Source organism: Micromonospora sp. NBC_00821 (assembly GCF_036347035.1).
Lineage (GTDB): Bacteria > Actinomycetota > Actinomycetes > Mycobacteriales > Micromonosporaceae > Micromonospora > Micromonospora hortensis.
This window is the reverse complement of sequence record NZ_CP108880.1, coordinates 4185503-4206926: the sequence shown is the minus strand read 5'-3', so window position 1 is coordinate 4206926 and position 21424 is coordinate 4185503. Positions and strand designations below refer to the sequence as shown.

General features: G+C 72.7%; 16 protein-coding genes. 12 read left to right on the top strand and 4 right to left on the bottom strand.

Annotated features, from left to right (window positions below):
• Positions 1-26: 26 nt before the first annotated feature.
• Entirely contained in the window at positions 27-1004 is a 978-nt protein-coding gene (locus OHB44_RS19355) for an aldo/keto reductase (protein WP_238682481.1), read from the bottom strand.
• A 171-nt stretch (positions 1005-1175) separates the two neighbouring features.
• Between OHB44_RS19355 and OHB44_RS19350 the strand changes: the two genes are divergently transcribed.
• The 5 genes from OHB44_RS19350 (at position 1176) to OHB44_RS19330 (ending at position 4899) form a co-directional block, all read left to right on the top strand.
• Entirely contained in the window at positions 1176-1535 is a 360-nt protein-coding gene (locus tag OHB44_RS19350) for a hypothetical protein (protein ID WP_238682480.1), read from the top strand.
• A 33-nt stretch (positions 1536-1568) separates the two neighbouring features.
• Entirely contained in the window at positions 1569-2129 is a 561-nt protein-coding gene (locus OHB44_RS19345; RefSeq protein WP_330437775.1) for a carboxymuconolactone decarboxylase family protein, read from the top strand.
• Between the two features lie 4 nt (positions 2130-2133).
• Complete coding sequence (locus tag OHB44_RS19340; protein ID WP_238682474.1) at positions 2134-2700, top strand: TetR/AcrR family transcriptional regulator; 567 nt, start codon at positions 2134-2136, stop codon at positions 2698-2700.
• A gap of 133 nt (positions 2701-2833) precedes the next feature.
• On the top strand, positions 2834-3436 hold the full coding sequence (locus OHB44_RS19335; RefSeq protein WP_330437774.1) for a dihydrofolate reductase family protein: 603 nt from the start codon (positions 2834-2836) through the stop codon (positions 3434-3436).
• 110 nt (positions 3437-3546) lie between these two features.
• Positions 3547-4899 (top strand): cellulase family glycosylhydrolase, encoded by a 1353-nt coding sequence (locus OHB44_RS19330; RefSeq protein ID WP_330437773.1) that lies wholly within the window; start codon positions 3547-3549, stop codon positions 4897-4899.
• A 124-nt stretch (positions 4900-5023) separates the two neighbouring features.
• Here the strand turns inward: OHB44_RS19330 and OHB44_RS19325 are convergent, their stop codons facing one another.
• Positions 5024-5968 (bottom strand): GlxA family transcriptional regulator, encoded by a 945-nt coding sequence (locus tag OHB44_RS19325; RefSeq protein ID WP_330437772.1) that lies wholly within the window; start codon positions 5966-5968, stop codon positions 5024-5026.
• A gap of 53 nt (positions 5969-6021) precedes the next feature.
• Here OHB44_RS19325 and OHB44_RS19320 point away from each other — a divergent pair, with 53 nt between their 5' ends.
• From OHB44_RS19320 to OHB44_RS19295, 6 genes are all read left to right on the top strand, one after another.
• Positions 6022-6588: a DJ-1/PfpI family protein gene (locus tag OHB44_RS19320; protein WP_330437771.1), complete on the top strand. Its 567-nt coding sequence runs from the start codon at positions 6022-6024 to the stop codon at positions 6586-6588.
• A gap of 112 nt (positions 6589-6700) precedes the next feature.
• Complete coding sequence (locus OHB44_RS19315; protein ID WP_266302261.1) at positions 6701-9370, top strand: carboxylate--amine ligase/circularly permuted type 2 ATP-grasp protein; 2670 nt, start codon at positions 6701-6703, stop codon at positions 9368-9370.
• Positions 9371-9469: 99 nt separating this feature from the next.
• The gene (locus OHB44_RS19310; RefSeq protein ID WP_330437769.1) at positions 9470-11248 is read left to right on the top strand and encodes an N-acetylglutaminylglutamine amidotransferase; all 1779 of its coding nucleotides are present in this window, start codon (positions 9470-9472) and stop codon (positions 11246-11248) included.
• The gene (locus OHB44_RS19305; RefSeq protein ID WP_330437768.1) at positions 11249-13093 is read left to right on the top strand and encodes a S9 family peptidase; all 1845 of its coding nucleotides are present in this window, start codon (positions 11249-11251) and stop codon (positions 13091-13093) included. It begins immediately after the preceding gene.
• A 17-nt stretch (positions 13094-13110) separates the two neighbouring features.
• On the top strand, positions 13111-13689 hold the full coding sequence (locus OHB44_RS19300) for a hypothetical protein (protein ID WP_238682461.1): 579 nt from the start codon (positions 13111-13113) through the stop codon (positions 13687-13689).
• 61 nt (positions 13690-13750) lie between these two features.
• Positions 13751-14305 (top strand): dihydrofolate reductase family protein, encoded by a 555-nt coding sequence (locus OHB44_RS19295; protein ID WP_238682460.1) that lies wholly within the window; start codon positions 13751-13753, stop codon positions 14303-14305.
• A gap of 7 nt (positions 14306-14312) precedes the next feature.
• Here the strand turns inward: OHB44_RS19295 and OHB44_RS19290 are convergent, their stop codons facing one another.
• Together OHB44_RS19290 and OHB44_RS19285 are read right to left on the bottom strand one after the other, a co-directional pair.
• The gene (locus tag OHB44_RS19290) at positions 14313-17351 is read right to left on the bottom strand and encodes a BTAD domain-containing putative transcriptional regulator (RefSeq protein ID WP_330437767.1); all 3039 of its coding nucleotides are present in this window, start codon (positions 17349-17351) and stop codon (positions 14313-14315) included.
• A gap of 56 nt (positions 17352-17407) precedes the next feature.
• Positions 17408-20476: an AfsR/SARP family transcriptional regulator gene (locus tag OHB44_RS19285; RefSeq protein WP_330437766.1), complete on the bottom strand. Its 3069-nt coding sequence runs from the start codon at positions 20474-20476 to the stop codon at positions 17408-17410.
• A gap of 199 nt (positions 20477-20675) precedes the next feature.
• On the opposite strand from OHB44_RS19285, the gene OHB44_RS19280 reads away from it, so the two are divergent.
• Positions 20676-21410: an AfsR/SARP family transcriptional regulator gene (locus OHB44_RS19280; protein WP_238682608.1), complete on the top strand. Its 735-nt coding sequence runs from the start codon at positions 20676-20678 to the stop codon at positions 21408-21410.
• Positions 21411-21424 lie beyond the last annotated feature (14 nt).

The window sequence follows — 21424 nt, the reverse complement described above, 5'->3', positions numbered from 1 at the left end:
TCACGTGGTGCCGGGCCGCCGGAACCTCAGTAGCGGCCACCCTCGGGTGCGGGCAGCGCGTCCAGGTCGGCCATGTCCTCGGCGCTGAGCCGCACGTCAGCGGCCGAGCAGTTGTCCACCAGGTACTTCGGGGTCTTGGTGCCGGGGATCGGGATGACCTGGTCACCCTGGGCGACCACCCACGCGAGGGCGACCTGCGCGGGGCTGAAGCCGGCCCGGTCGGCGATCTCCCGGACCCGGGCGACGATGGCGAGGTTGGCGCGCAGCGCGTCCTGCTGGAAGCGCGGCAGGCCACGCCGGAAGTCGTCGGCGGGCAGGTCGTCGAACGAGGTGAACCGGCCGGCGAGGAAACCGCGCCCGAGCGGGGAGAACGGCAGGAAGGCGATGCCCTGCTCGCCGCAGTACGGCAACACCTCGGTCAACGGGTCACGCGTCCACAGTGACAACTCGGACTGCACCGACGCCACCGGGTGCACCGCCTGGGCCCGCGCGATCTGCGCGACGGTCACCTCGGACAACCCGAGCTGCCGGGCCTTACCGGCCGCGACGACCTCGGCCATCGCGCCCCAGGACTCCTCGATGGGCACCTCCGGATCGACCCGGTGGAGCTGGTAGAGGTCGACGTGGTCGGTGCCGAGCCGGCGCAGGCTCTCGTCGATCGCCGAACGGATGTGCTCCGGGCGGCCGTTGTTGCCGATCTTCGGTGAGTTGCCGGGGCCACCGGTGGGGGAGGTGGCCACCAGGCCGACCTTCGTGGCCAGTACGGCCCGCTCCCGGTGCCCGCCGGACAGTGCCCGCCCGACCAGCTCCTCGTTGGTGTACGGCCCGTACACGTCCGACGTGTCGATCAGCGTCGCGCCCAGGTCCAGCGCCTGTCGGATGACGGAGATCGACGTGTCGTCGTCGCGAGGGCCGGTGATGTCGTAGCCGTGGCTCATGCCCATGCAGCCGAGGCCGATGACGCCGACCTCGGGTCCGGTGCTGCCCAACGTGGTGGTTCGCATGCGCCCCACGCTACGACCGGACGGGCGGACCCGCACTCGCCGTGGCGGGCACAGCTTCTACCCAGGTACGTGACGACTCTCACCGGAAGTGGACTCGGGAGTCCGGTACGGTGGGCGCTAAGCGGACCTGCGAGTCCGGATATGACCGACGGCGACCCACGAGGAGCCCCCATGAACCCGGTACGGATCAGCGACGCCCTGCGCGCTGTGGTCTTCGAGCCGACACGCGACCTGACCGACGCGCTCGACGAGTTCTACGCCCCCGACTACACCCACCGCAGCGACGGCGAGACCCTCGACCGGGCCGGATTCGTCGCGATGGTGACCCGGGTACGCGCTCAGATCGCCAGCGGCACCGTGTTGGTCCTCGACGAGCTGCGCGACGGTCTCCGCTACGCCGAACGACACGTCTACGAGATCACCCTGGCCGACGGGTCGACCGCCAGACGGGAGATCGCCGTCTTCGGGACGTACGCCGAGGACGGCCGCTTCCGCCACCTCAGCGAGACGGGTTTCGACCTGTCCGCCTGAACCGTCTCGACGACCAACGCAGGAGAGAGAGCCATGCCCCGCCTTGCCGACCCCGACCCGAACGCGATTCCGGCCGACGTCCGCGACGTCCTGTCCGCCCTGCCGCCCGACCCGATGGTCAAGATGCTGACCCACTCGATCGGCACTGTGAACCTCTTCATCCAGCTCGCGAGGGCGCAGTTCACCTCGTTGGAGCTGCCCGCCCGCTCGCGGGAACTGGTCATCCTCACCGTGGCCGAGTACACCGGGTGCGAGTTCGTGGCAGCCCAGCATGGCCCGATGTCGGCGGCGGCCGGCGTCGACGAGCGCACCCGCGAGATGATCAGCAGCCGGGACATCGACGACCCACACCTCTCCGGTCATGACCGCACGCTCATCCGGTTCGCCGCCGAGGTGGTGCGGTCACCGCGCGTTCCCGATGACCTCTTCGACCAGGTGCGGCACATCCTCAGCGAGCGCGAGATAGTCGAGGTGCTCCAGGTGATCGGCTACTACTGGTCGTTCGGCCGGGTGGCCACGGTGCTCGACGTCGAACTCACCACCGTGTACGGCGACGAGCCGCTGCTGACCGACGAGACCGAGCGGGCAGACTGAGGCCATGACCCCACCGACGCCGAGCGACAGGGATGCTCCCCATCGGCGTCTGGACGCCCGTCGCAACCAGGAGCGGGTCCTCGCCGCCGCCCGGGAGCTCTTCAGCGAGCAGGGTCTGCAGGTGACGGTGCCGCAGGTGGCGGAGCGGGCCGGGGTGGGCCGCGCCACTGTGTACCGCAGCTACCCCAGCAAGGAAGACCTGATCGTCGCGGTCGTCCAGCGGCAGTTTCAGGAGCTGGAGCAGCGCACCCGCGCGGCGCTCGACGGCGTCGACGCGTACCGGGAGTGGTGTTCCTTCGTGCCCGACCTGTTCGGACGCCTCGCGCGCGACCGGGTCCTCGCCGACGCGTTCTTCGAGGGCAGGCTGGTGCCCGCGGCGCGCATCCTGGATCTGATCGGGCAACTGGTGGCGGCGGCCCGAACATCCGGCAAGGTCCGCCCGGACGCCGGGGAGCTGGACATCCGGGTAATCCTGTGCGGCGCGGTCCGGCAGCTCATCGTGCTCGACGAGCGTGACCCGGCGGTGTGGCGCCGGTACGCCGACCTCGTGCTCAACGCGCTGCGCCAGTGACGGCCAGGGCTGACACTGGGAGAAAGCTCGGCCGACGTGTCGAGGACTGTCGCGCCGGCTTCGACAATGGGTTGCGGGCCAGACAGTGGGCCTCGCCGACGAGCCGGCACGGCACGGACCGAGGAGTGGATCGATGACGAAGGTGACGACCTGGGCGACGATGTCGTTGGACGGCTACATCGCGGACGCGTCCCACGGTGGCTTCGAGTACCTCTTCCAGTGGTACGAGAACGGCGACGTCGAGACGCCGACGGCCGACCCCGAATTGACCTTCCGGACCTCCGCCACGAGCGCCCGGCATCTGCGGGCTCTCACCGAGCGGACCGGCGCGCTCGTCGTCGGCCGGAGGCTCTTCGACATCACCAGCGGGTGGGGTGGCCGGCATCCGTTGGACGTGCCCGTCGTGGTGGTCACGCACAGCGTGCCGGAGGGCTGGGCGCCCGAGAACGACTCCTTCGTCTTCGTCACCGGCGGCATCGAGAGCGCCGTCGCCCGGGCGACGGCGCTCGCCGGCGACAAGGAGGTCAGTGTCAACGGCGGCACCATCGCCGCCCAGGTCGTCGAGGCCGGCCTGCTCGACGAGGTGCACATCGACCTCGTCCCGGTCCTGCTCGGGGCCGGCATCCCGCTCTTCGCCAACCTGAAGATCGCGCCACTTCAGCTGTCCGGTCCGTTCAGCGTCGTGGAGGACGACGGCGTCACCCACCTGGCCTACCGGGTACGCCCAGTCGCCTGAGTGCCGCGGGGACCGCTGCCCCGCCTTGCCCCCATTGGCATTGATCGATATTGTGCGCGCAGGCGCCGCCCCGCCTCAGACCACCACCGTCGATCCGAAGCGGGTTCCGCATGCGCACACTGAGACTTGTCACGACCCTGGCCGTCGCCAGCCTGCTCGCCGGTGCGGTGGCAGCGGTCGCCGCCACACCGGCCAGCGCGGCGACCGCCGTGTTCTCCGTGACGAACAACTGGGGCAACGGCTACCAGGGGCAGGTCACCGTCACCAACGACACCTCCGCACCGATCACCAGCTGGCGGGTCGAGTTCGACCTGCCGTCCTCCTCGACCGTCAGCCAGTCGTGGAACGCGCAACAGACGACCTCGGGCAGCCACTACACCTTCGCCAACGTGTCCTGGAACGGCACCCTCGCCGCCGGCGCCTCCACCTCGTTCGGCTTCCTCGTCACCGGCACCGGCACCCCGGTGAACTGCACTGTGAACGGCGCGTCCTGCGCCGGCGGTCCGCCCCCGACCACCCCGCCGCCCACGACCCCGCCCCCGACCACGCCGCCGCCGACCACCGGCACGCCGGTCGAGCGGCACGGGCAACTGCGGGTCTGCGGCACCACCATGTGCGACAAGTCCGGGGCGCGGGTGCAGCTGCGGGGCATCAGCAGCATGTGGCTCAACTGGGAGACCGCCCCGTACGCCGAGAACCTCTCCGCGTTGACCTGGATGCGCGACAACTGGAACCTCCAGGTGATCCGCGCGGCCATGGGCGTGGAGCCGGCCGGGGCGTACCTGAGTGACCCGTCCAAGGCGCGCGCCCAGGTGGAGACCATCATCAACAACGCGGTCACCGCCGGGGTCTACGTGATCGTCGACTGGCACGCGCACGAGGCGCAGAACAACCAGTCGCAGGCGGTGGCGTTCTTCGGTGACCTGGCCCGCCGGTACGGCCACCTGCCCAACGTCATCTGGGAGCCCTACAACGAGCCGCTCCAGGTCAGTTGGACCAACGTCATCAAGCCGTACCACCAGGCCGTGGTGTCCGCGATCCGCGCCGCCGATCCGGACAACATCGTCGTGCTCGGCACCCCGACCTGGTCACAGGACGTGGACGTCGCCGCGGCCAGCCCGGTCAGCGGCACCAACCTGATGTACACCCTGCACTTCTACTCCTGCACGCACGGGGCGTCGCTGCGCGCCAAGGGTGACGCGGCGATCCGCGCGGGTCTGGCGCTGTTCGTGACGGAGTGGGGCGCCAGCAACGCCGATGGCGGCCTCGACGGCCGGGCCTGCCTGCCGGAGGCGCAGTCCTGGGTCGACTGGATGAAGGCGAACGGTATCTCCTGGACGGCCTGGAAGCTCGACGTCGGCACCGACACCACAAACCTGCTCAGCCCGGGGGCGCCGGTGACCGGTGGGTGGACCAACTACCTGCACGGCCACGCGCCGTTCGTGGTGGCGAACATGAGGTGAGCCCGGCCGCTCCTTGACCGGGATTGATCGAATCGAGGCTGCTGGTGTCGGGGTGTCCAGGCCGGCGGGACACCCCGACATCACCGGCAGCCATCACTACCGCGCCACGGCCACCGTCGGAGGGTCACTGTGTGAAGGCCCGCCGGTACGCGGTAGGGGTGGTGGCGAAGGCCCGCTGGAAATGCGCACGGAGGTTGGTCGCCGTGCCCAGGCCGGTACGCCGTGCGACCTCGTCGATGGTGATCCCGCCATTCTCGAGCAGGGTGCAGGCGGCGCGCAGCCGTTGCTGGATCAGCCACGCTCGTGGGCTCATCCGGAATCGACTCTGGAAAGTGCGGTGCAGCGTGCGGCTGGACATCACACCCTGCCGGGCAAGGTCCGCGACGGTGATCGGGCGGTGCAGGTTGCCGCTCGCCCACGTGATGACCCCGGCCAACTCGTCGCCCTCACCCGGAACGCCGACCGGGATGAACTGGGCCTGACCGCCGGCGCGGTGCAGCGGTGTGACCATGTGGCGGGCCCGTTGGAGGGCGGCAGCCTGCCCGTGGTCGCGTCCGACGAGGTAGAGGCACATGTCCAGACCGGCGGCGAGCCCGGCGCTGGTGATCACCTCGCCTTCGTCGACGTACAGCGCGTTCGCGTCCACGAACACCAGTGGATGCTCGTGAGCGAGCGCGTCGGCGTGCGCCCAGTGGGTCGTCGCGCGGCGACCGTCGAGCAGACCGGCCTGGGCCAGCGCGAAGGCGCCGGTGCAGATCGACGCGATGCGGACGCCACGACGGTGTGCCTGCCGCAGCGCCTCGAGAGCACGCGGCGGCGCCGGGCCACGGCGGAATCCGGGCACGATCACCGTGTCGGCATCGTCGAGCGCGTCGAGCGTCGCGGCGACCGTCAGCTCCAGGCCTGCGGTGGTGGTGGTGACCGAACCACCGTCCAGTGCGCACACCGTCATCGCGTACCGGCCGTGGCCCTCGTGGCCGAACACCTGCGTCGCGATGGTCAGATCGAAGGCGACAACAGTGGGTAGGGCGAGGACGGCGACTCGATGCGTGGCGGGTTTCTTACGCATGATGGCAAGGATGCCACTCGCCGCCGCCTGGTCGGCAGGAGATTCTGGGCCGTGTGCGCATCGAGATCGTGGTGTTCGACGGCTTCGACGAACTGGACGTCTTCGGGCCGTTCGAGGTGTTGTCGATGGCCGGCTTCGACGTGGCGCTGGTCGCCGTCGAACGGTCGGGGCTGGTCACCAGCATGCGTGGTGTCCAATTACAGGTGCCCGAGGTGCTGGGTCAGGCCGACGGCGTGATCGTCCCAGGTGGCGGATGGCTGAACCGGGCCTCCGAGGGTGCCTGGGCCCAGGCGCAGCGCGCTGTGCTGCCGGCGAAGCTGGCCGCACTGGCGCCATCGGCGCGGTGGACGGCGTCGGTGTGCACCGGTGCGCTGCTACTCGCCGCCGCCGGCCTGCTGACCGGCCGGCGGGCGACCACCAACCGCAACGCGTACGACGAGTTGCGCGCCCACGACGTCACAGTCCTCGACGAGCGGGTGGTCGACGACGGTGACCGGGTCACCGCTGGCGCGCTCTCGTCCGGGCTCGATCTGGGGCTGTGGCTCACGGAACGGGAACTCGGCGCCACCACCGCCGACCGGGTCGCCGCGTCCATCGAGTACCGGGCTCCGCGTCGCTGAGCAGCACGGACAGAACGGGCGCGTCACCTTAACGCGCCGGAAACACCCCCGGTACCAACCCTGGGAACGCTCGTCGGACAGCCAGACCACCGACACGCGAACCGGGGTGACCATGGCCGACAACACCACGAACGCGCCGACGTACGACGAGCCGGTGGGCCGGTCCGGCAACGGCCGGACGCTGCCCACCCCCCGTACGAACCCGCTCCTGTCGCTGGACGACGGCGACCCGGCGGACCTGGCCACGATCGGGGTGGAGGAGGAGTTCCACGTCGTCGACCTGCACACCCGGGAGTTGGTGCCCCGCGCCGGGGAGTTGCTCGACCGGTTGCCGGCGGCCTCGTTCACCGCCGAGTTGCACCGCAGCGTCGTGGAGACCAACACCGAGGTCTGCCGCACCCTGGACGAGATCCGCGCCGAGCTGACCCGGCTGCGTCAGGCGGCCGTCCAGGTCGCCGACCGGGCCGGTCTGGGCATCGTGGCGGCCGGTACGGTGCCGCTGCGCGCCGACGGCGACCCCAGCGTCACCCCCACCTCCCGCTACCGGCGGATGCTCGACGAGTACCAGATGCTCGCCCGGGAGCAGTTGATCTGCGGCGCGCAGGTGCACGTCGGCGTCTCCGACCGGGACCTGGCGGTGGCGGTCACCCGTCGTGTTCAGCCGTGGCTGCCGGTGCTGCTCGCCCTCTCCACCAGTTCGCCGTACTGGATGGGCCAGGACAGCGGTTACGCCAGCGTCCGGTCCCTGGTCTGGCAACGCTGGCCCACCGCCGGAGACCCGGGCGAGGTGACCAGCGCCGCGGACCACGAGGCGCTGGTCGCCGAGTTGATCTCCTCCGAGACCATCACCGACCCCGCCATGATCTACTTCGACGTCCGACCGTCGGCGCACGTGCCCACAGTGGAGCTGCGGATCACCGACGCCAACGCCGACGTGGAGACCATCGTCCTGCTCACCGGCCTGTTCCGGGCGCTCGTCCGGCGGGAGGTCGCCGCCCTGCGCGCCGGGGTGGAGCGCACCGCCGTACGACCACCGGTGCTGCGCGCCGCCGTGTGGCGGGCCGCCCGCTCCGGGTTGGAAGGTGACCTGCTCGACCTGCCCCGGTCGGCCCGACCGGTGCCGGCCGCCCAGGCGGTCCGCCGCCTGGTGACCGACCTGCGCCCACAACTGCGGGCGACCGGGGACTGGGAGCAGGTCAGCGAGCTGACCCGGTACGCGCTGGAACGGGGCAGCTCCGCCGCCCGGCAGCGGCGGGCGTACGAGCGACGGGGCCGGTTGGCCGACGTGGTCGACCTGCTGCTCGACGAGACCCGGGGCCGGGTCCGCGGTCCGCTGCCGGGTGCGCCGACACCGCCAGTGCTGCCCACGTACGCCGACGCCGGCGACGAGGTCTTCGGACCGGCCGGACCGCAACCGGCGTACGCCCCGATGCTCGCGGCCCTGCGCCAACTCGGCGCCGGGGCCCTGCGTCAACGCGAACACGACCGGGACGAGGAGCAGCGGGCCCGCGGCGTGACGTTCAGCGTGGCCGGCGAGGCGAGCACCCGGCTCTTCCCGGTCGACCTGGTGCCCCGGGTGGTGCCCGCCGCCGACTGGCGGACCCTGCGTACCGGCCTGGTGCAACGCGCCCGCGCCCTCGACGCGTTCCTGCGCGACGTCTACGCCGACCGGGCCGTGGTGGCCGACGGCGTGGTGCCGGCGTGGGTGGTGGAGTCCTCACCCGGGCTGCGCCCGACCGGGGCGCTGATGGGCCGGCGGGGCACCCGCGCCCAGGTGTCCGGCACCGACCTCGTCCGGGACCCGGACGGCGGCTGGTACGTGCTGGAGGACAACCTGCGGGTGCCCTCCGGGATCGGCTACGCGGTGCAGAACCGTCGGCTGACCCAGGCGGTGTTGCCGGAGCTGCCGGTGCCGGAGGATCTGCTGCCCGCCGACGAGACGCCGGCGATGCTGTACCGGGCGCTGGTCGCCGCGGCGCCCGCCGCGGCCGACGACCCCGCCGTGGTGGTGCTCAGCAGCGGCCCCGGTGACCCGGCGTGGTTCGAGCATCGGCTGCTCGCCGACGAGATGGGTGTGCCGTTGACCGAGACCAGCGACCTGCTGGTGGAGGAGGGCCGGGTTCGGCTGGTCCGCGAGGGCTGCCGCCGCGAGGTCGACGTGATCTACCTGCGGATGGACGAGGAGGCGCTGCTGCACGCGCCCGGGGCGGACGGCGTGCCGCTGGGGTGGCCGCTGCTCGCCGCCGTGCACGCCGGGCGGCTCACGCTGGCCAACGCGCTGGGCAACGGTGTCGGTGACGACAAGGCGCTGTACGCGTACGTGCCGCGGCTGATCGAGTACTACCTCGGCGAGAAGCCGCTGCTCGGGGACGTGCCGACGTACCTGTGTGGGCTGCCCGAGCAGCGGGCCGAGGTGCTGGGTCGGCTCGACGAGCTGGTGCTCAAGCCGGTCGACGGGTACGGCGGTGACCGGGTGGTGATCGGCCCCCGCGCTGAGGCGGAGGAGTTGGACGCCGTCCGGGAGCAGATCCTCGCGGCCCCGCACCGGTGGATCGCCCAGGAGATGATCGCGCTGACCACCCACCCGGTCTTCGACGGCACGGCGCTGGCTCCCCGCCATGTCGACCTGCGGGCGTTCGTGTTCCTCGGTGACACCGCCGAGGTCGCGCCGGTGGCGCTGACCCGGGTGGCGCCGGCCGGCAGCATGATCGTCAACTCGTCGCGCGGCGGCGGGTCGAAGGACACCTGGCTGCTCGGTGGAGCCGACGAACCGTCGGCGTAACCGACGCTTGACCCACCCGTCATCGGGACGCAACCCGGTCCACCAAGCCTGGACCGGTCAGCGGCCCTCAGCGGATCCAGCCGATGGAAGGTGTGTGCCATGTGCGGTATCGGAGGCGAGTTCCGCCTCGACGGGGCGCCACCGGACCTGGCCGCCGTCGAACGGATGCTTCCCGTCCTGGCCTCCCGCGGCCCGGACGGCGAGGGTCGGTGGCACCGGGGGCCGGTGGCCCTGGTGCACCGCCGGCTGCGCATCATCGACCTGTCCGAGGCGGGCGCCCAGCCGATGGTCGACACCGAGCTGGGTCTGGCAATGGTCTTCAACGGCTGCATCTACAACTACCGGGAGCTGCGCGACGAGCTGACCGCCGCCGGCTACTCCTTCCGGTCCACCTCGGACACCGAGGTGATCCTCAAGGCGTACCACCGGTGGGGGACGGCCTGCGTCGAGCGGTTCTACGGGATGTTCGCCTTCGCCCTGGTCGAGCTGGCCACGCACACCCTGGTGCTGGCCCGGGACCGGCTCGGCATCAAACCGCTTTACCTGGCCGAGGGGCCGGGCCGGGTGCGTTTCGCCTCGACCCTGCCGGCGTTGCTCGCCGCCGGTGACGTGGACACCGACCTCGACCCGGTGGCGCTGCACCACTACATGAGCTTCCACTCGGTGGTGCCACCGCCGCGCACGATCCTCGCCGGGGTCCGCAAGCTGCCGCCGGCCACCGTGCGGGTCGTCACCGCGGACGGCCGGAGCGCCGACACCACCTATTGGCGGCCGGAGTTCAACCGGGCCGCCGCCCCCGCCATGTCCGCCGACGAGTGGCAGGAACGGCTCATGGCGGCGTTGCGCACCGCCGTACGACGGAGGATGGTCGCCGACGTGCCGGTCGGCGTACTGCTCTCCGGCGGTCTCGACTCCAGCCTGATCGTTGCCCTGTTGGCCGAGCAGGGCCAGACCGACCTGGCCACCTTCAGCATCGGTTTCGAGGCGGCGGCGGGGGAGAGCGGCGACGAGTTCCACTACTCCGACCTGGTCGCCCGCCACTTCGACACCGACCACCAGCAGATCCGCATCGGCGCGAAGCGGTTCGTCCCCGCCGTGCACCAGGCCATCGCGGCGATGAGCGAGCCAATGGTCAGCCACGACTGCGTCGCGTTCCACCTGCTCTCCGAGGAGGTCTCGCAGCGCATCACAGTGGTGCAGTCCGGGCAGGGCGCCGACGAGATCCTCGCCGGCTACGACTGGTACCCGCCGATGGCCAACGTGGCCCGCGCGGACGCCGTCGAGGCGTACGCCCGGGTGTTCTTCGACCGTCGCCACGACGCGCTCGGCGGGCACCTGGCGCCCGAGTGGATGCTCGACCACGACGCCAGCCTGGAGTTCGTCGCCGCGCACTTCGGCGCACCCGGCGCGGACACCGCGCTGGACGCGGCGCTGCGCCTGGACAGCCTGGTGATGCTTGTCGACGACCCGGTCAAGCGGGTCGACAACATGACGATGGCCTGGGGTTTGGAGGCCCGCGTGCCGTTCCTCGACCACGAGGTGGTCGAGCTGGCCGCCGCCTGCCCACCCGGCATGAAGCTGGCGCAGGGCGGCAAGGGGGTGCTGAAGGCCGCGAGCCGGGGCATCGTCCCGGACGAGGTGATCGACCGGCCGAAGGGCTACTTCCCGGTGCCCGCCATCCGGCACCTCTCCGGCCCACTGCTCGACGACGTGCGGGACGCGCTGACCGCTCAGGCGGCGCGCGAGCGGGGCCTGTTCCGCAAGGACTACCTGGAGGAGTTGCTGGACGCGCCGAACGCCCGGCGGACCACGCTGGGCTCCAACGCGCTCTGGCAGCTGGGGCTGCTGGAGCTCTGGTTGCAGCGGATCGGGGTTTAGATGAGCGTACGGATTGAGCCGCCGCGCACCACCCGGCGGCCCCGACCCGCGAGCCACCGGCCGGTGTCGCCGCCGGTGCCGATCAGTGAGGACTTCGCCCCCGCGCCGTCCCCCGACGGCCGCCGGGTGGCGTTCCTCTCCGACCGTGCTGGCACGCCCGGCGTCTGGGTCTGTCAGGTCGACGCGGATGCGCCCGTCGCGCTGCCCGTCGGTGACGAGCCGGTCCTCGCGCTGAGCTGGTCCCCGGACGGCCAGTGGTTGGCCTGTGTCGTCGCCCCCGGTGGCGCGCCCCGCACGGAGCTGTGGGTGCTGCGCCCGGACGGCACGCGACGCCACCAGGTCGCCGGGTTCGGCCGCCGCAGCGCCGCGCTGGCCGGCTGGCTGCCTCACGGCGCGGTGCTGGCGGTCACCGAGACCGACGAGCACGGGCAGGCCCTGCTGGTCGACGCGGCCACCGGGCACCGGCGGGTGCTCGCCCAGGGCGACCTGCTCACCCTCCTGGACGTGGCCCCGGACGCCGGCACCGCGCTGCTGCGCCGCGGCCCTCGTAACGCCCGCTGGCTGGAGGTGCTCGACGTGGCCACCGGCGTGCGACGGCGGCTCTTCCCGGACACCGGGCGGGGCAGCACCGACCAGGGTTGGTTCGGCCCGGACGGCACGAGCGTGCTGGCCCGCACCGACGCGTTCTCCGAACTCGCCGCGCTGGTACGGGTCGACCTGGCCCGACCGGAGCGGCCGCCGACCCGGCTGGCCGGACGACCGGACGCCGAGTTGGAAGACGTCACGCCCAGCGCGGACGGGCAGCGCGGCGCGTTGCTGTGGAACACCTACGGCGGGCGCAGCGAGCTGACCCTGCTCGACTTCGCCAGCGGTGTGCAGCGGGCCGTCGCCGCCCCCGGCGAGGTGCTCGGCGACGTCGTCTTCGCCGCCGACGGCGGTCTGCTCTGCCTCACCGCGCAGGGGCCGGTGCAACCACGGGAGGTGTGGCTGGTCGACCCGTCGACCGGGGCGCCGCGCCCGCTGCGACCGGACACCGGCCCGCGTACGGACGATGCCGGTGTCGCGCCGCAGCTGGTCGACCTCCGGGCCCGCGACGGGCTTCCGCTCTCCGGCTGGCTCTACCGCCCGGCCGGGCCGGGCCCCTGGCCGACGGCGATCAGCCTGCACGGTGGCCCGGAGGCGCAGGAACGTCCCGGCTACAACCCGCTGTTCCAGGCCCTGGTGGCGCAGGGCATCGCGGTCTTCGCGCCCAACGTCCGGGGGTCGTCCGGGTTCGGCCGCTCGTTCGTCGCCGCCGACAACCTCGCCGGCCGCTACGGCGCGATCGCCGACGTGGCGGCCTGCGCCGACTACCTCGTCGACACCGGCGTGGCCCGGCCCGGCCAGCTCGGCGTTCTGGGCCGCTCCTACGGCGGTTACCTGGTCCTCGCGGTGCTGGTGAACTTTCCCGGTCTGTTCGCCGCCGGGGTCGCCGAGTGCGGCATCTCCGACTTCCGGACCTTCTTCGCCGGCACCGAGCCGTGGATCGCCGCCGCCGCCGTGAGCAAGTACGGCGACCCCCAGCGGGACGCCGACCTGCTGCGCGACCTCTCCCCGCTGACCCACATCGACCGGCTGGACGTGCCGCTGCTGCTGATCCACGGCGCCAACGACACCAACGTGCCGGCGGGCGAGTCGGCGCAGGTCGCCCAGGCCCTCGCCGACCGCGGTGTGCCGCACGGGCACCTGGTGCTCGCCGGGGAGGGGCACGACTTCCTTTCGCGGACCAACGCCGAGGCGGCCCGTACGGCCACCACCGGCTGGCTGACCCGGCACCTCGCCGCGACCGCGACCGTCGTCGGCTGAGGCGTTATCCTGCGCCGGTGGAGGTCGCGGCGCAGGGCGAGCGGTTGGCCGCGGAACTGGGTCGCTGGCTGGCCGAGGTGACCTTCGTCGACCTGGACACCGACGAGGTCACCGCGCGGGTGATCGACTCGGTGGTGCGGTGGGCCGAGGCCCAGGGCTGGCGGGTCTACCGGCGCGCGCCCAGCGTGCTGCCGTTGCCACCGCCGCTGGAGCAGCGGCACTCGGTGCTCGATGTGGCGTGTGCCCGTCCGGACGGTCCGCCCGTCGTGGTGGAGGTCGACCACACCGACCGGGCCCGTACGGTGCAGAAGTTGCGCGCGGAGGCGGACGCCGGCCGGATCCCGATCTGGGTGCGGTGGGGCGTCGGGCGTTTCACAGCGCCGCCACCGCCGGTGCGGATGGTGACCGTCGAGGTGACCCGACGGGCCGGTCCGGCCGGGCGCGGACGGCTGCACAGCCGCGGCGGCGACCGCCCCGCCCCAGCCCACTCGACCGGCGCCGGCACGGTGACCCCGCAGGCGCTGCCGATCCCGTTGACCGACCCGGCGCAGGGCCCGACCGACGACGCGGGTAAGAGCATCGAAAGCGAATCGTAAGGGGCCTCCGGCAGAGTTCTGGGTGTCACCGGAGAACACGACAAACACCCAGGAGATCCCGATGCGCAAGCTCGTCAACTCGACCTACATCACCCTCGACGGCGTCATCGACAACCCGATGTGGACCATGCCGTACTTCGACGAGGAGGCCGCCAGCTTGGCCGGTGCGCAGACCGAGGCGGCCGACGCGATGCTGATGGGCCGGGCCACCTACGACGGCTTTTCCTCCGTCTGGCCGAACATGGATGAGAGCGACCCGACCACTGGCGCCGCGTACTTCAACAACGTCAAGAAGTACGTCGCCTCGACCACCCTGACCAACCCCACCTGGAACAACACGGAGGTGCTCCAGGGCGATCTGGTCGAGGCGGTCACCGCGCTCAAGGCCCAGCCCGGCAAGAACATCATCCAGTACGGCTTCGGCTCGGTCACCACCCAGCTGATCCGGGCGGGCCTGGTGGACGAGGTCCGGTTCTGGATCCACCCGGTGCTGGAGGGCGGCCCCAGCCTCACCGTGCCGCTGACCGACGTCAAGGCGTCGTTCGACCTGGTCGACACCCGGGTGCACAAGAGCGGCGTGATCGTGGCCTCGTACCAGCCGAAGGTGGCCTCCTGAGCACCGGTCAGAGCTGGGCCCGGGCCTCGCCCGGGCTCAGCCGCGCGCCCTCGGCGAGCAGCGCCTCGAAGCGTTCCGGCCCGAGTTCGGCCCGCAGTCGTGTGGTCACCCGGTCGGTGTCGTCGCGTTCGGCCGGCGCGGCGGGGGACTGCGTGGCGAGCCGGGCGGCGGCCGCGGCGCCGAGCAGCCGGGCGGCGACCTCGGGGGAGCGCACCGCCGCCGCCATCCCCTCCAGGGGGCCGACCGCGTCGCGCATCGTCGCCATCACCTCGGCGACCTCGAACGCCTCGATGTGCAGGGCCAACGCGGCGTCCGGGTCGCCGCCCTGCTCGACGGCGTAGCCCAGCTCCACCAGCACCATCGGCAGGTAGAGCGCGGGTTGGCTCTCTCCCCGACCCAGGTCGGCGAGGTGGCTGAGGTGGGTGACGGCCAGATCGAGCTTGCCGTCGCGGCGGGCGGCCAGCCCGAGGCTCATCTCCGCGAAGATCAGTGCGCCGGGCGAGCCCTGCTCCACCGCCAGGTCGTAGGCGCGTTCGGCCAGTTCCCGACCCTGAGCGTAGTCGCGGGTCTGCACGGCGAGCCAGGCCAGCCAGGACAGCTCGGCGCAGACCTGCGGCCACAGCGCCAACTCCTCGGCCCAGCGCAGCCCCTCCCGGTGCAGCGCGAAGGCGCGCTCATGCTCGCCGCGCATGTCGGCCAGCCCACCCACCCACTCGGTCGCCCGGAGCCGACCCCACCGGTCGCCGAGGTCGGCGAAGAGCGCGGCGCTGCGGGTCGCGGTGCGCTCCAGGGTGGCCTGGTCGCCGTTGGCGTGGGCGATGTGGGCCACCGAGGTGAGCACAGCGGCCTCGGTCCACGGGTCGGCGGCGGTGGGCAGCAGCTCCGACGCCAGGGCCAGGTCGCCGTGCTCGATCACCGCGTTGGCCGCGAACCAGGCGGCGTGACCGCTCGGGTCGGCGGCCACGGCGGCGCGTACGTCGTCCGGCGCGATCACCTCACCCTGCGACAGGGCGAAGCCGACCCGCCAGGGTGCCGCGCGGGCCTCCTGCTCCGGGTCGCCGGGCACGGCCAGTGCCCGCCGTGCCTCGGTGAGCCGGCCGCGCAGGAACCAGTACCAGCTCAGCGCGACCGCCAGGCGCAGCCCGCCACCGTGCGTCAGCGCCGAGCGCAGGTTCGCCAGCTCGGTGTCGAGCAGCGCCAGCCACCGCTGCTGGTCGGCCCCGCGCAGCCCGGGGTCGGCGCGTTCGGCCAGCTCGGTGTAGTAGGTGGCGTGGCGCCCGCGTACCTCGTCGGCGTCGGTGAGGCGTTCCAGGCAGAACGCGGCCACCGATTCGAGCAGCCGGTAGCGGGGGGCCGCGCCGGAGTCGTCGAGCACCACCAGCGACCGGTCCACCAGCCGGGCGAGGGCGTCCAGGTCGGTTCGGCAGACCTGTTCGGCGGCCTCCGGGGTGCAGCCGTCCGGGAACACCGCCAGTTGGGCGAGCACCAGACGGTCGGACTCGTCCAGGAGGTCCCAGCTCCAGCCGATCACAGCGGTGAGCGTCCGCTGCCGTGGTGGCACGTCCCGCTGCGCGGTGGTGAGCAGCCGGAACCTGTCGTCGAGCCGGTCCACCACCCCGCGTACGCCCAGCGCGCGGACCCGGGTCGCGGCCAGCTCCAACGCCAGCGGCAGACCGTCGAGGCGGCGGCACAGCTGGGCCACCGCCGTAGCGGTCTGCCCGTCGAGGCGGAAACCGCGCTGCTGCGCGGCGGCGCGGGCGACGAACAGCCGGGCCGCCGCCGAGCGCCGGACCGCGTCCAGGTCACCGTCGTCCGGCACCGGCAGCGGGGGTACCTCCCAGAGCAGCTCACCAGTCAGCCCGAGTGGCTCTCTGCTGGTGGCCAGCACGCTCACCCCGGACACGTCGCGCAGTAGCCGGGCGACCAGCTCGGCGACCGGTTCGATGACGTGTTCGCAGTTGTCCAGCACGAGCAGCACCTGCCGGTGCCGCAGGGCTGTGACCACCCGGTCGGCGGGGGACTGGGTCGTTCCCGCGGCCTCGTGGGCGCCCAGAGCGCCGAGCACCTGTTCGGCGACGCTGGCGTCACCGGCCGGGAGCGGGGCCAGCTCGACCAGTCGGACACCGTCCGGGTAGGACGTCGCGCGGGCCGTCTCGGTGGCCAGCCGGGTCTTGCCGACGCCGCCCGGCCCGAGCAGCGTGACCAGCCGCTGCCGGGGCAGGAGCGTCAGCAGCTCGGCCAGCGCCTCGTCCCGCCCGATCAACTCGTCGAGCGGGGCCGGCAGATCGTTCCGGATGACCGCCGCCCTCGGCGGGGCGTCCAGGCCGGCGTCCTGTTCGAGGATCCTGCGGTGCAGGGCGACCAGCTCCGGGCCGGGGTCGAGGCCCAGCTCCTCGGCGAGCCGGGCCCGCAGCTCGGCGTAGCTCTCCAACGCCTCGGACTGGCGGCAGGCCGCGTACAACGCGCGCAGCTGCACCGCCCGCAGGCCTTCACGTAGCGGGTGTCTGGCGACCAACTCGGCCAGGTCCGCGGCCACCAGGTCATGCTCACCCCGGGCCAGCCGGGCCTGCGCCAACCGCTCCTGAACGACGAGGCGCTGCTCGGCGAGGCGGGACGCCTCGGCCCGCACGAACTCGGCGTCGGCCATGTCGGCGTACGCTTCGCCGCGCCACAACGCGAGGGCCTCGGTCAGCCGTTCGACATCGGCGCAGCGGGCCAGCTCGTCGAAGCGGCCGACGTCGACCGCGTCGACCCGCAGCAGGTAGCCGGGTGGCCGGGACTCGACCAGCTCACGGGCGCCGGGCTCGGCGTCGTTGAGCGCCTTGCGCAGTTGCGACACCCGCACCTGAAGGGCTCCGGCCGGATTGGCGGGGGCGTCGTCACCCCACAGGTCGTCGATGAGGCGGTCCGCCGAGACCACCTGGTTGCGGTTGGCCAACAGATCGGCCAGCAACGCCCGCACCTTGGTGCCGGGCACCACCACCGGCTCGCCGGTGTCCGTGGTCACGGCGAGCGGCCCGAGCACCCCGAACTGCACGGCGGTCATCCTAACCGCGCGGCGCTGACCCGGAGCGCGTCCGCCGGACGCCGCCGCGGTGTGGTTCAGCCGGCCGAGCGCAGCAGCGGCTCGGGCTCGGCGTCGCCGAGCAGCGCGCGGGCCTGCCGGGCCAGCAGGTGGTGCTGGGCCGCGCGGGCCAGCTGTTCGCCCATCTGGGCGTGCCTCACCGCCTCCTGGTGTCGGTCGGCCGCCCGGTACGCGGCCGCCAGGCCGAGGTGCGCGTTGACCTCGGCTCGGCGGTAACCGATCTCCCGGCCCAGCCGCAACGCCTGGTGCAGCAGCTTGAGCGCCGGTGCCGGGCCGTGCAGGCCAAGCGCGGCGGTGCCGAGGGTGGCCAGGGCCTCCGCCTCGACCCGGCGTCGACCGATCGCGCGGGCGATGCTCAGACACTCCTGGGCGAGGCCCTGCGCCTTGACGTGGTAGCCCAGGTCGACGTACGCGGCGGCGAGCTGGTCAAGATCGGTCGCGAGGCCGTAGCGGTCGCCCACCTGTCGACGCAGCACCACGGCATGGGTGAGGTGCAGCACCGCCAGGCTGGGCCAGCCGAGCGCGCGCACACCGACGGCGAGGTTGTGCAGGACGTTGGCGATGTCGTTGCGCGGCTGCTCGGTGACGTCGAGGGACGTGTAACCCTCCAGCGCCGCCTGCTGGGCCTGGACCGCGTCGTGCACCTGGCCCAGTTCCAACCGGACGACGCCGAGGTTGCCCAGGCAGCTCCACTCGGCGTGCCGGTTGCCCACCTCGCGGTAGAGCCGCAGTGCCTGTGCGTAGCACTCGCCCACCTCGGTCAGCTGGCCCTCCTCCCGGTGCACGATGCCCAGGTTGTTGAGGATGGACGCCTGCCCGGCACTGTTGCCCAGACGCAGTTGGATGGTCAGAGCCGCCCGGAACCGCCGCCGCGCGTCGGCATAGTTGGCCCGGCTGGCGCTCAGTGTCGCCAGACTCGACTGCATCGCGGCCACCCCCGGGTCATCGCCCTCACGTTGGGCCTGAGTCAGGCCCAACTCGACGACCTCGCGCCATTCGCCGTGCGCCCCGGTCTCCTGGAGGTAGCCGCGCATCCGGTCGGCGAGGTGCCAGGCGATCTCACGTGGGCCGTGCTGCGCCACGTGCCGGATCGCGCTGAGCAGATTGGCGTACTCGGCGTGGAACCAGCTCGGCGTCTCGGGCTGCGCGGCCACCGCCGTACGCCGGACCGAGCCGGCGGGTCGGGGCAGGAACGCCATCCGGGGGTAGTTGCGCCGTGCCAGCGCGTCGGCGATGGCCAGGTACCCGTGGAACAGTCGACCCAGGGCTTCGGCGCGCTGATGGACGGTGTCCTCGTGCTGGGACTGCTCCGCCGCGTACAGGCGGATGAGGTCGTGGGTCACGAACCGACCGCCCCGGGCGGGGCGGACCAGGTGACTGCTGGTCAGGGTGCGCAGCATGGCGTCCGCAGTGGACCAGTCGACGTCCGCCAGCGCCGCGAGGTCCTCGGTGGTGAAGCAGTCGGTGGGGGTCGACCCGAGCAGTCGCAGCGCGCGCCGTTCGGCGCCGCCGAGCCGTTGATAGGACGGTGTGATCGCGGCGCGCAGCGCCACTCGGGGGTCGCCGGGCACGGAGAGGCCACCGAGCCGGTCTCCGTCCCGCAGTCGCCGCACGTACGCGCGGGCGTCCTCCGGGCCGGTGGTGGCCAGGTTGGCCGCCGCGATCCGCAACGCCAGCGGGAGGTTTCCGCAGAGCGCGGCGAGGTCGTGGACGACGTCCGGTGCCACACTGAACCCGTGATCCCGGAACACCGCGACGAGCAGGTCGGCCGCGGCGTCCGGGCTGAGCGGGTCCAGACCGACGGCCCGCCCACCGTGCAGCGCCACAAGGGCGCCGAGCGTGCTGCGGCTGGTCACGATCACCGCGCAGCCGCCGGCGCCGGGCAGCAGCGGCTCGACCTGCTCCGCCGATGCGGCATCGTCCAGGACGATGAGGACGTGGCGACCGGCGAGCGCCGCCCGAAACGCGGCTGCCCGGGCGTCGGCGGTGGCGGGTTGGGCCGCCGGGGGAACGCCCGAGTAGGTGAGCAGCTCGGACAGGACGTCGAACGGGCGAGCCTGATTCCTGTGCTGACCGCGCAGTCGCGCGTACCACTGGCCGTCGGGAAACTCGTCGGCGAGCTGGTGACCCAGGTGGACGGCGAGAGCGGTCTTGCCGATGCCCGGAGCGCCCGACACGGACACCAGCGGCAGACGTCCCTCGCTGGCGGCGGTGACGATCGAGCGTCGGATGGCCTCGACTGTCGCGACACGACCGTGCAGTACGCCGATGTCGGCCGGGAGCAACGACATCGGAGGCGCCGCGGGGGTGGCCGTGGCCGCCGCCGGAGGTGGTCGCCAGCTCAGCGCGGGGTCGGCGCGGAGCATGCCGTCGCGCAGCTCCCGCACCGCCGGCCCCGGGTCGACGCCCAACTCCTCGGCGAGGATCGTGGCGAGGCGATGGAAGGCATCGAGGGCTTCGGCCTGCCGCCCATCGCGATACAGCGCGAGCATCAGCTGCGCCCACAGCCCCTCGCGCAGCGGGCTGCGTCGGGTCGCCCGCCGCAGCCCGGCGACGATCTCGGTATGCCGGCCGAGGGTCAGCTCGGTGTCGAAGTAGACCTCGCTGGCGCGCGCCCACCGCTCGGTCAGCGCCGGCACGTCCTCGCGGTGCAGCACCTCGGAGTCGACGTCCGCCAACGGGTCGCCGCGCCACAGCGCCAGGGCCTCCCGGAGCAGGTCGGCCCGGCGTTGTGGATCGGCGGTGCGACTCGTCGCCACGAGCGCGTCGAAGCGGGAGAGGTCGAGGGCGGCCGGCGGCAGCTCCAGGAGGTAGCCGCTGGCGTGCGTCGCGATCAGCTCGCCGGGAGGGCCCTCGATGGTCAGGGTGCTGCGCAGCCGCCGAACCAGCGAGTGCAGCGCGGCTCGCGCGTGGATGGGTGCCCCCGTGCCCCAGACCCGATCGACGAGCGCGGGGACGCTCACCGTCTCACCCCGGTTGAGCAGCAGCGTGGCCAGCAGTGCCCGCTGCCGGTTGGCCGGGACGGGGATGGTGCGGCCGTGCCGGGAGACGCGCAGCGCGCCGAGCACGGCGAAATCCCACTCCACGAAAGCCCCCAGCGTCGGCCGACCAGACGCCTCGCGACGTCGACCGGCAGCGACGGTAACACGACGGTCCGACACTGCGGTGTGGACGTTGACGCACGGTGACGGCCTAGCCGCAGGGTGCGTGACAGTGCGGTGACAGCGCTTCGACGACGCCCGCTGCGACAGTTCCCTCGGCGACGAGGAGGAGCAGGTGACGCAGATGGAGTTCCGCATTCTGGGGCCGATCGAGGCCGTCCGGGCCGGTCAGTCGGTGCGGCTGGCCGGTCCGCAGCAGCGCTCGGTGCTGGCCGCGCTGCTGCTGGCACATGGCCGGATGGTGTCGGTGGGCCGGCTGGTACGCCTGCTCTGGGCCGAGCAGCCGCCGACGACCGCGCGTACCCAACTGCGTAAGCGGGTCTCCGAGCTGCGCGGGGCGCTCGGCGCCGATCGCATCCGCTCCTGGCGCGACGGTTACGCGGTTCGGTTGGAAGCGGGCGAGCTGGACCTGGACCGGTTCCTCGACGAGGTGCGGCGGGCCGCAGTGCTGCGCGACGCGGGCCGGCCGGCGGAGGCGTCAGCCGCGTTGAGCACGGCTCTCGAATGGTGGCGCGGGCCGGCGTTGGCCGACGGCACCGAGGAGCTGACCGATTCGGAGGCGCCGCGACTGGAGGAGGCACGGCTCGCCGCGATCGAACAGCGGGTGGCCGTGCGGTTGGACCTGGGCCACCACCCGCAGGTGGTTGGCGAGCTGGTCGCGTTGGTCCGGCGGCATCCGTTCCGGGAGCGGCTGCGGGGGCAGCTGATGCTCGCCCTGCACCGCAGCGGACGTACCGCCGATGGCCTGGGTGTCTACCGGGACTGGCGAGCGGAGTTGTCGGCGCAGCTCGCCATCGAGCCGGGGCGGGAGCTGCGCGACCTGCACCGGACGCTGCTCGGTGGGGATGTCTGCCGCTGAGCATGGTGGTGCCG

Excerpts from the sequence above, each read along its gene's own strand:
- OHB44_RS19325 (WP_330437772.1), bottom strand. The coding sequence starts at position 5,968 with ATGCGTAAGAAACCCGCCACGCATCGAGTCGCCGTCCTCGCCCTACCC.
- OHB44_RS19330 (WP_330437773.1), top strand. The coding sequence starts at position 3,547 with ATGCGCACACTGAGACTTGTCACGACCCTGGCCGTCGCCAGCCTGCTC.
- OHB44_RS19335 (WP_330437774.1), top strand. The coding sequence starts at position 2,834 with ATGACGAAGGTGACGACCTGGGCGACGATGTCGTTGGACGGCTACATC.
- OHB44_RS19290 (WP_330437767.1), bottom strand. The coding sequence starts at position 17,351 with ATGACCGCCGTGCAGTTCGGGGTGCTCGGGCCGCTCGCCGTGACCACG.
- OHB44_RS19355 (WP_238682481.1), bottom strand. The coding sequence starts at position 1,004 with ATGCGAACCACCACGTTGGGCAGCACCGGACCCGAGGTCGGCGTCATC.
- OHB44_RS19315 (WP_266302261.1), top strand. The coding sequence starts at position 6,701 with ATGGCCGACAACACCACGAACGCGCCGACGTACGACGAGCCGGTGGGC.
- OHB44_RS19295 (WP_238682460.1), top strand. The coding sequence starts at position 13,751 with ATGCGCAAGCTCGTCAACTCGACCTACATCACCCTCGACGGCGTCATC.
- OHB44_RS19345 (WP_330437775.1), top strand. The coding sequence starts at position 1,569 with ATGCCCCGCCTTGCCGACCCCGACCCGAACGCGATTCCGGCCGACGTC.
- OHB44_RS19340 (WP_238682474.1), top strand. The coding sequence starts at position 2,134 with ATGACCCCACCGACGCCGAGCGACAGGGATGCTCCCCATCGGCGTCTG.
- OHB44_RS19310 (WP_330437769.1), top strand. The coding sequence starts at position 9,470 with ATGTGCGGTATCGGAGGCGAGTTCCGCCTCGACGGGGCGCCACCGGAC.
- OHB44_RS19350 (WP_238682480.1), top strand. The coding sequence starts at position 1,176 with ATGAACCCGGTACGGATCAGCGACGCCCTGCGCGCTGTGGTCTTCGAG.
- OHB44_RS19280 (WP_238682608.1), top strand. The coding sequence starts at position 20,676 with ATGGAGTTCCGCATTCTGGGGCCGATCGAGGCCGTCCGGGCCGGTCAG.
- OHB44_RS19305 (WP_330437768.1), top strand. The coding sequence starts at position 11,249 with ATGAGCGTACGGATTGAGCCGCCGCGCACCACCCGGCGGCCCCGACCC.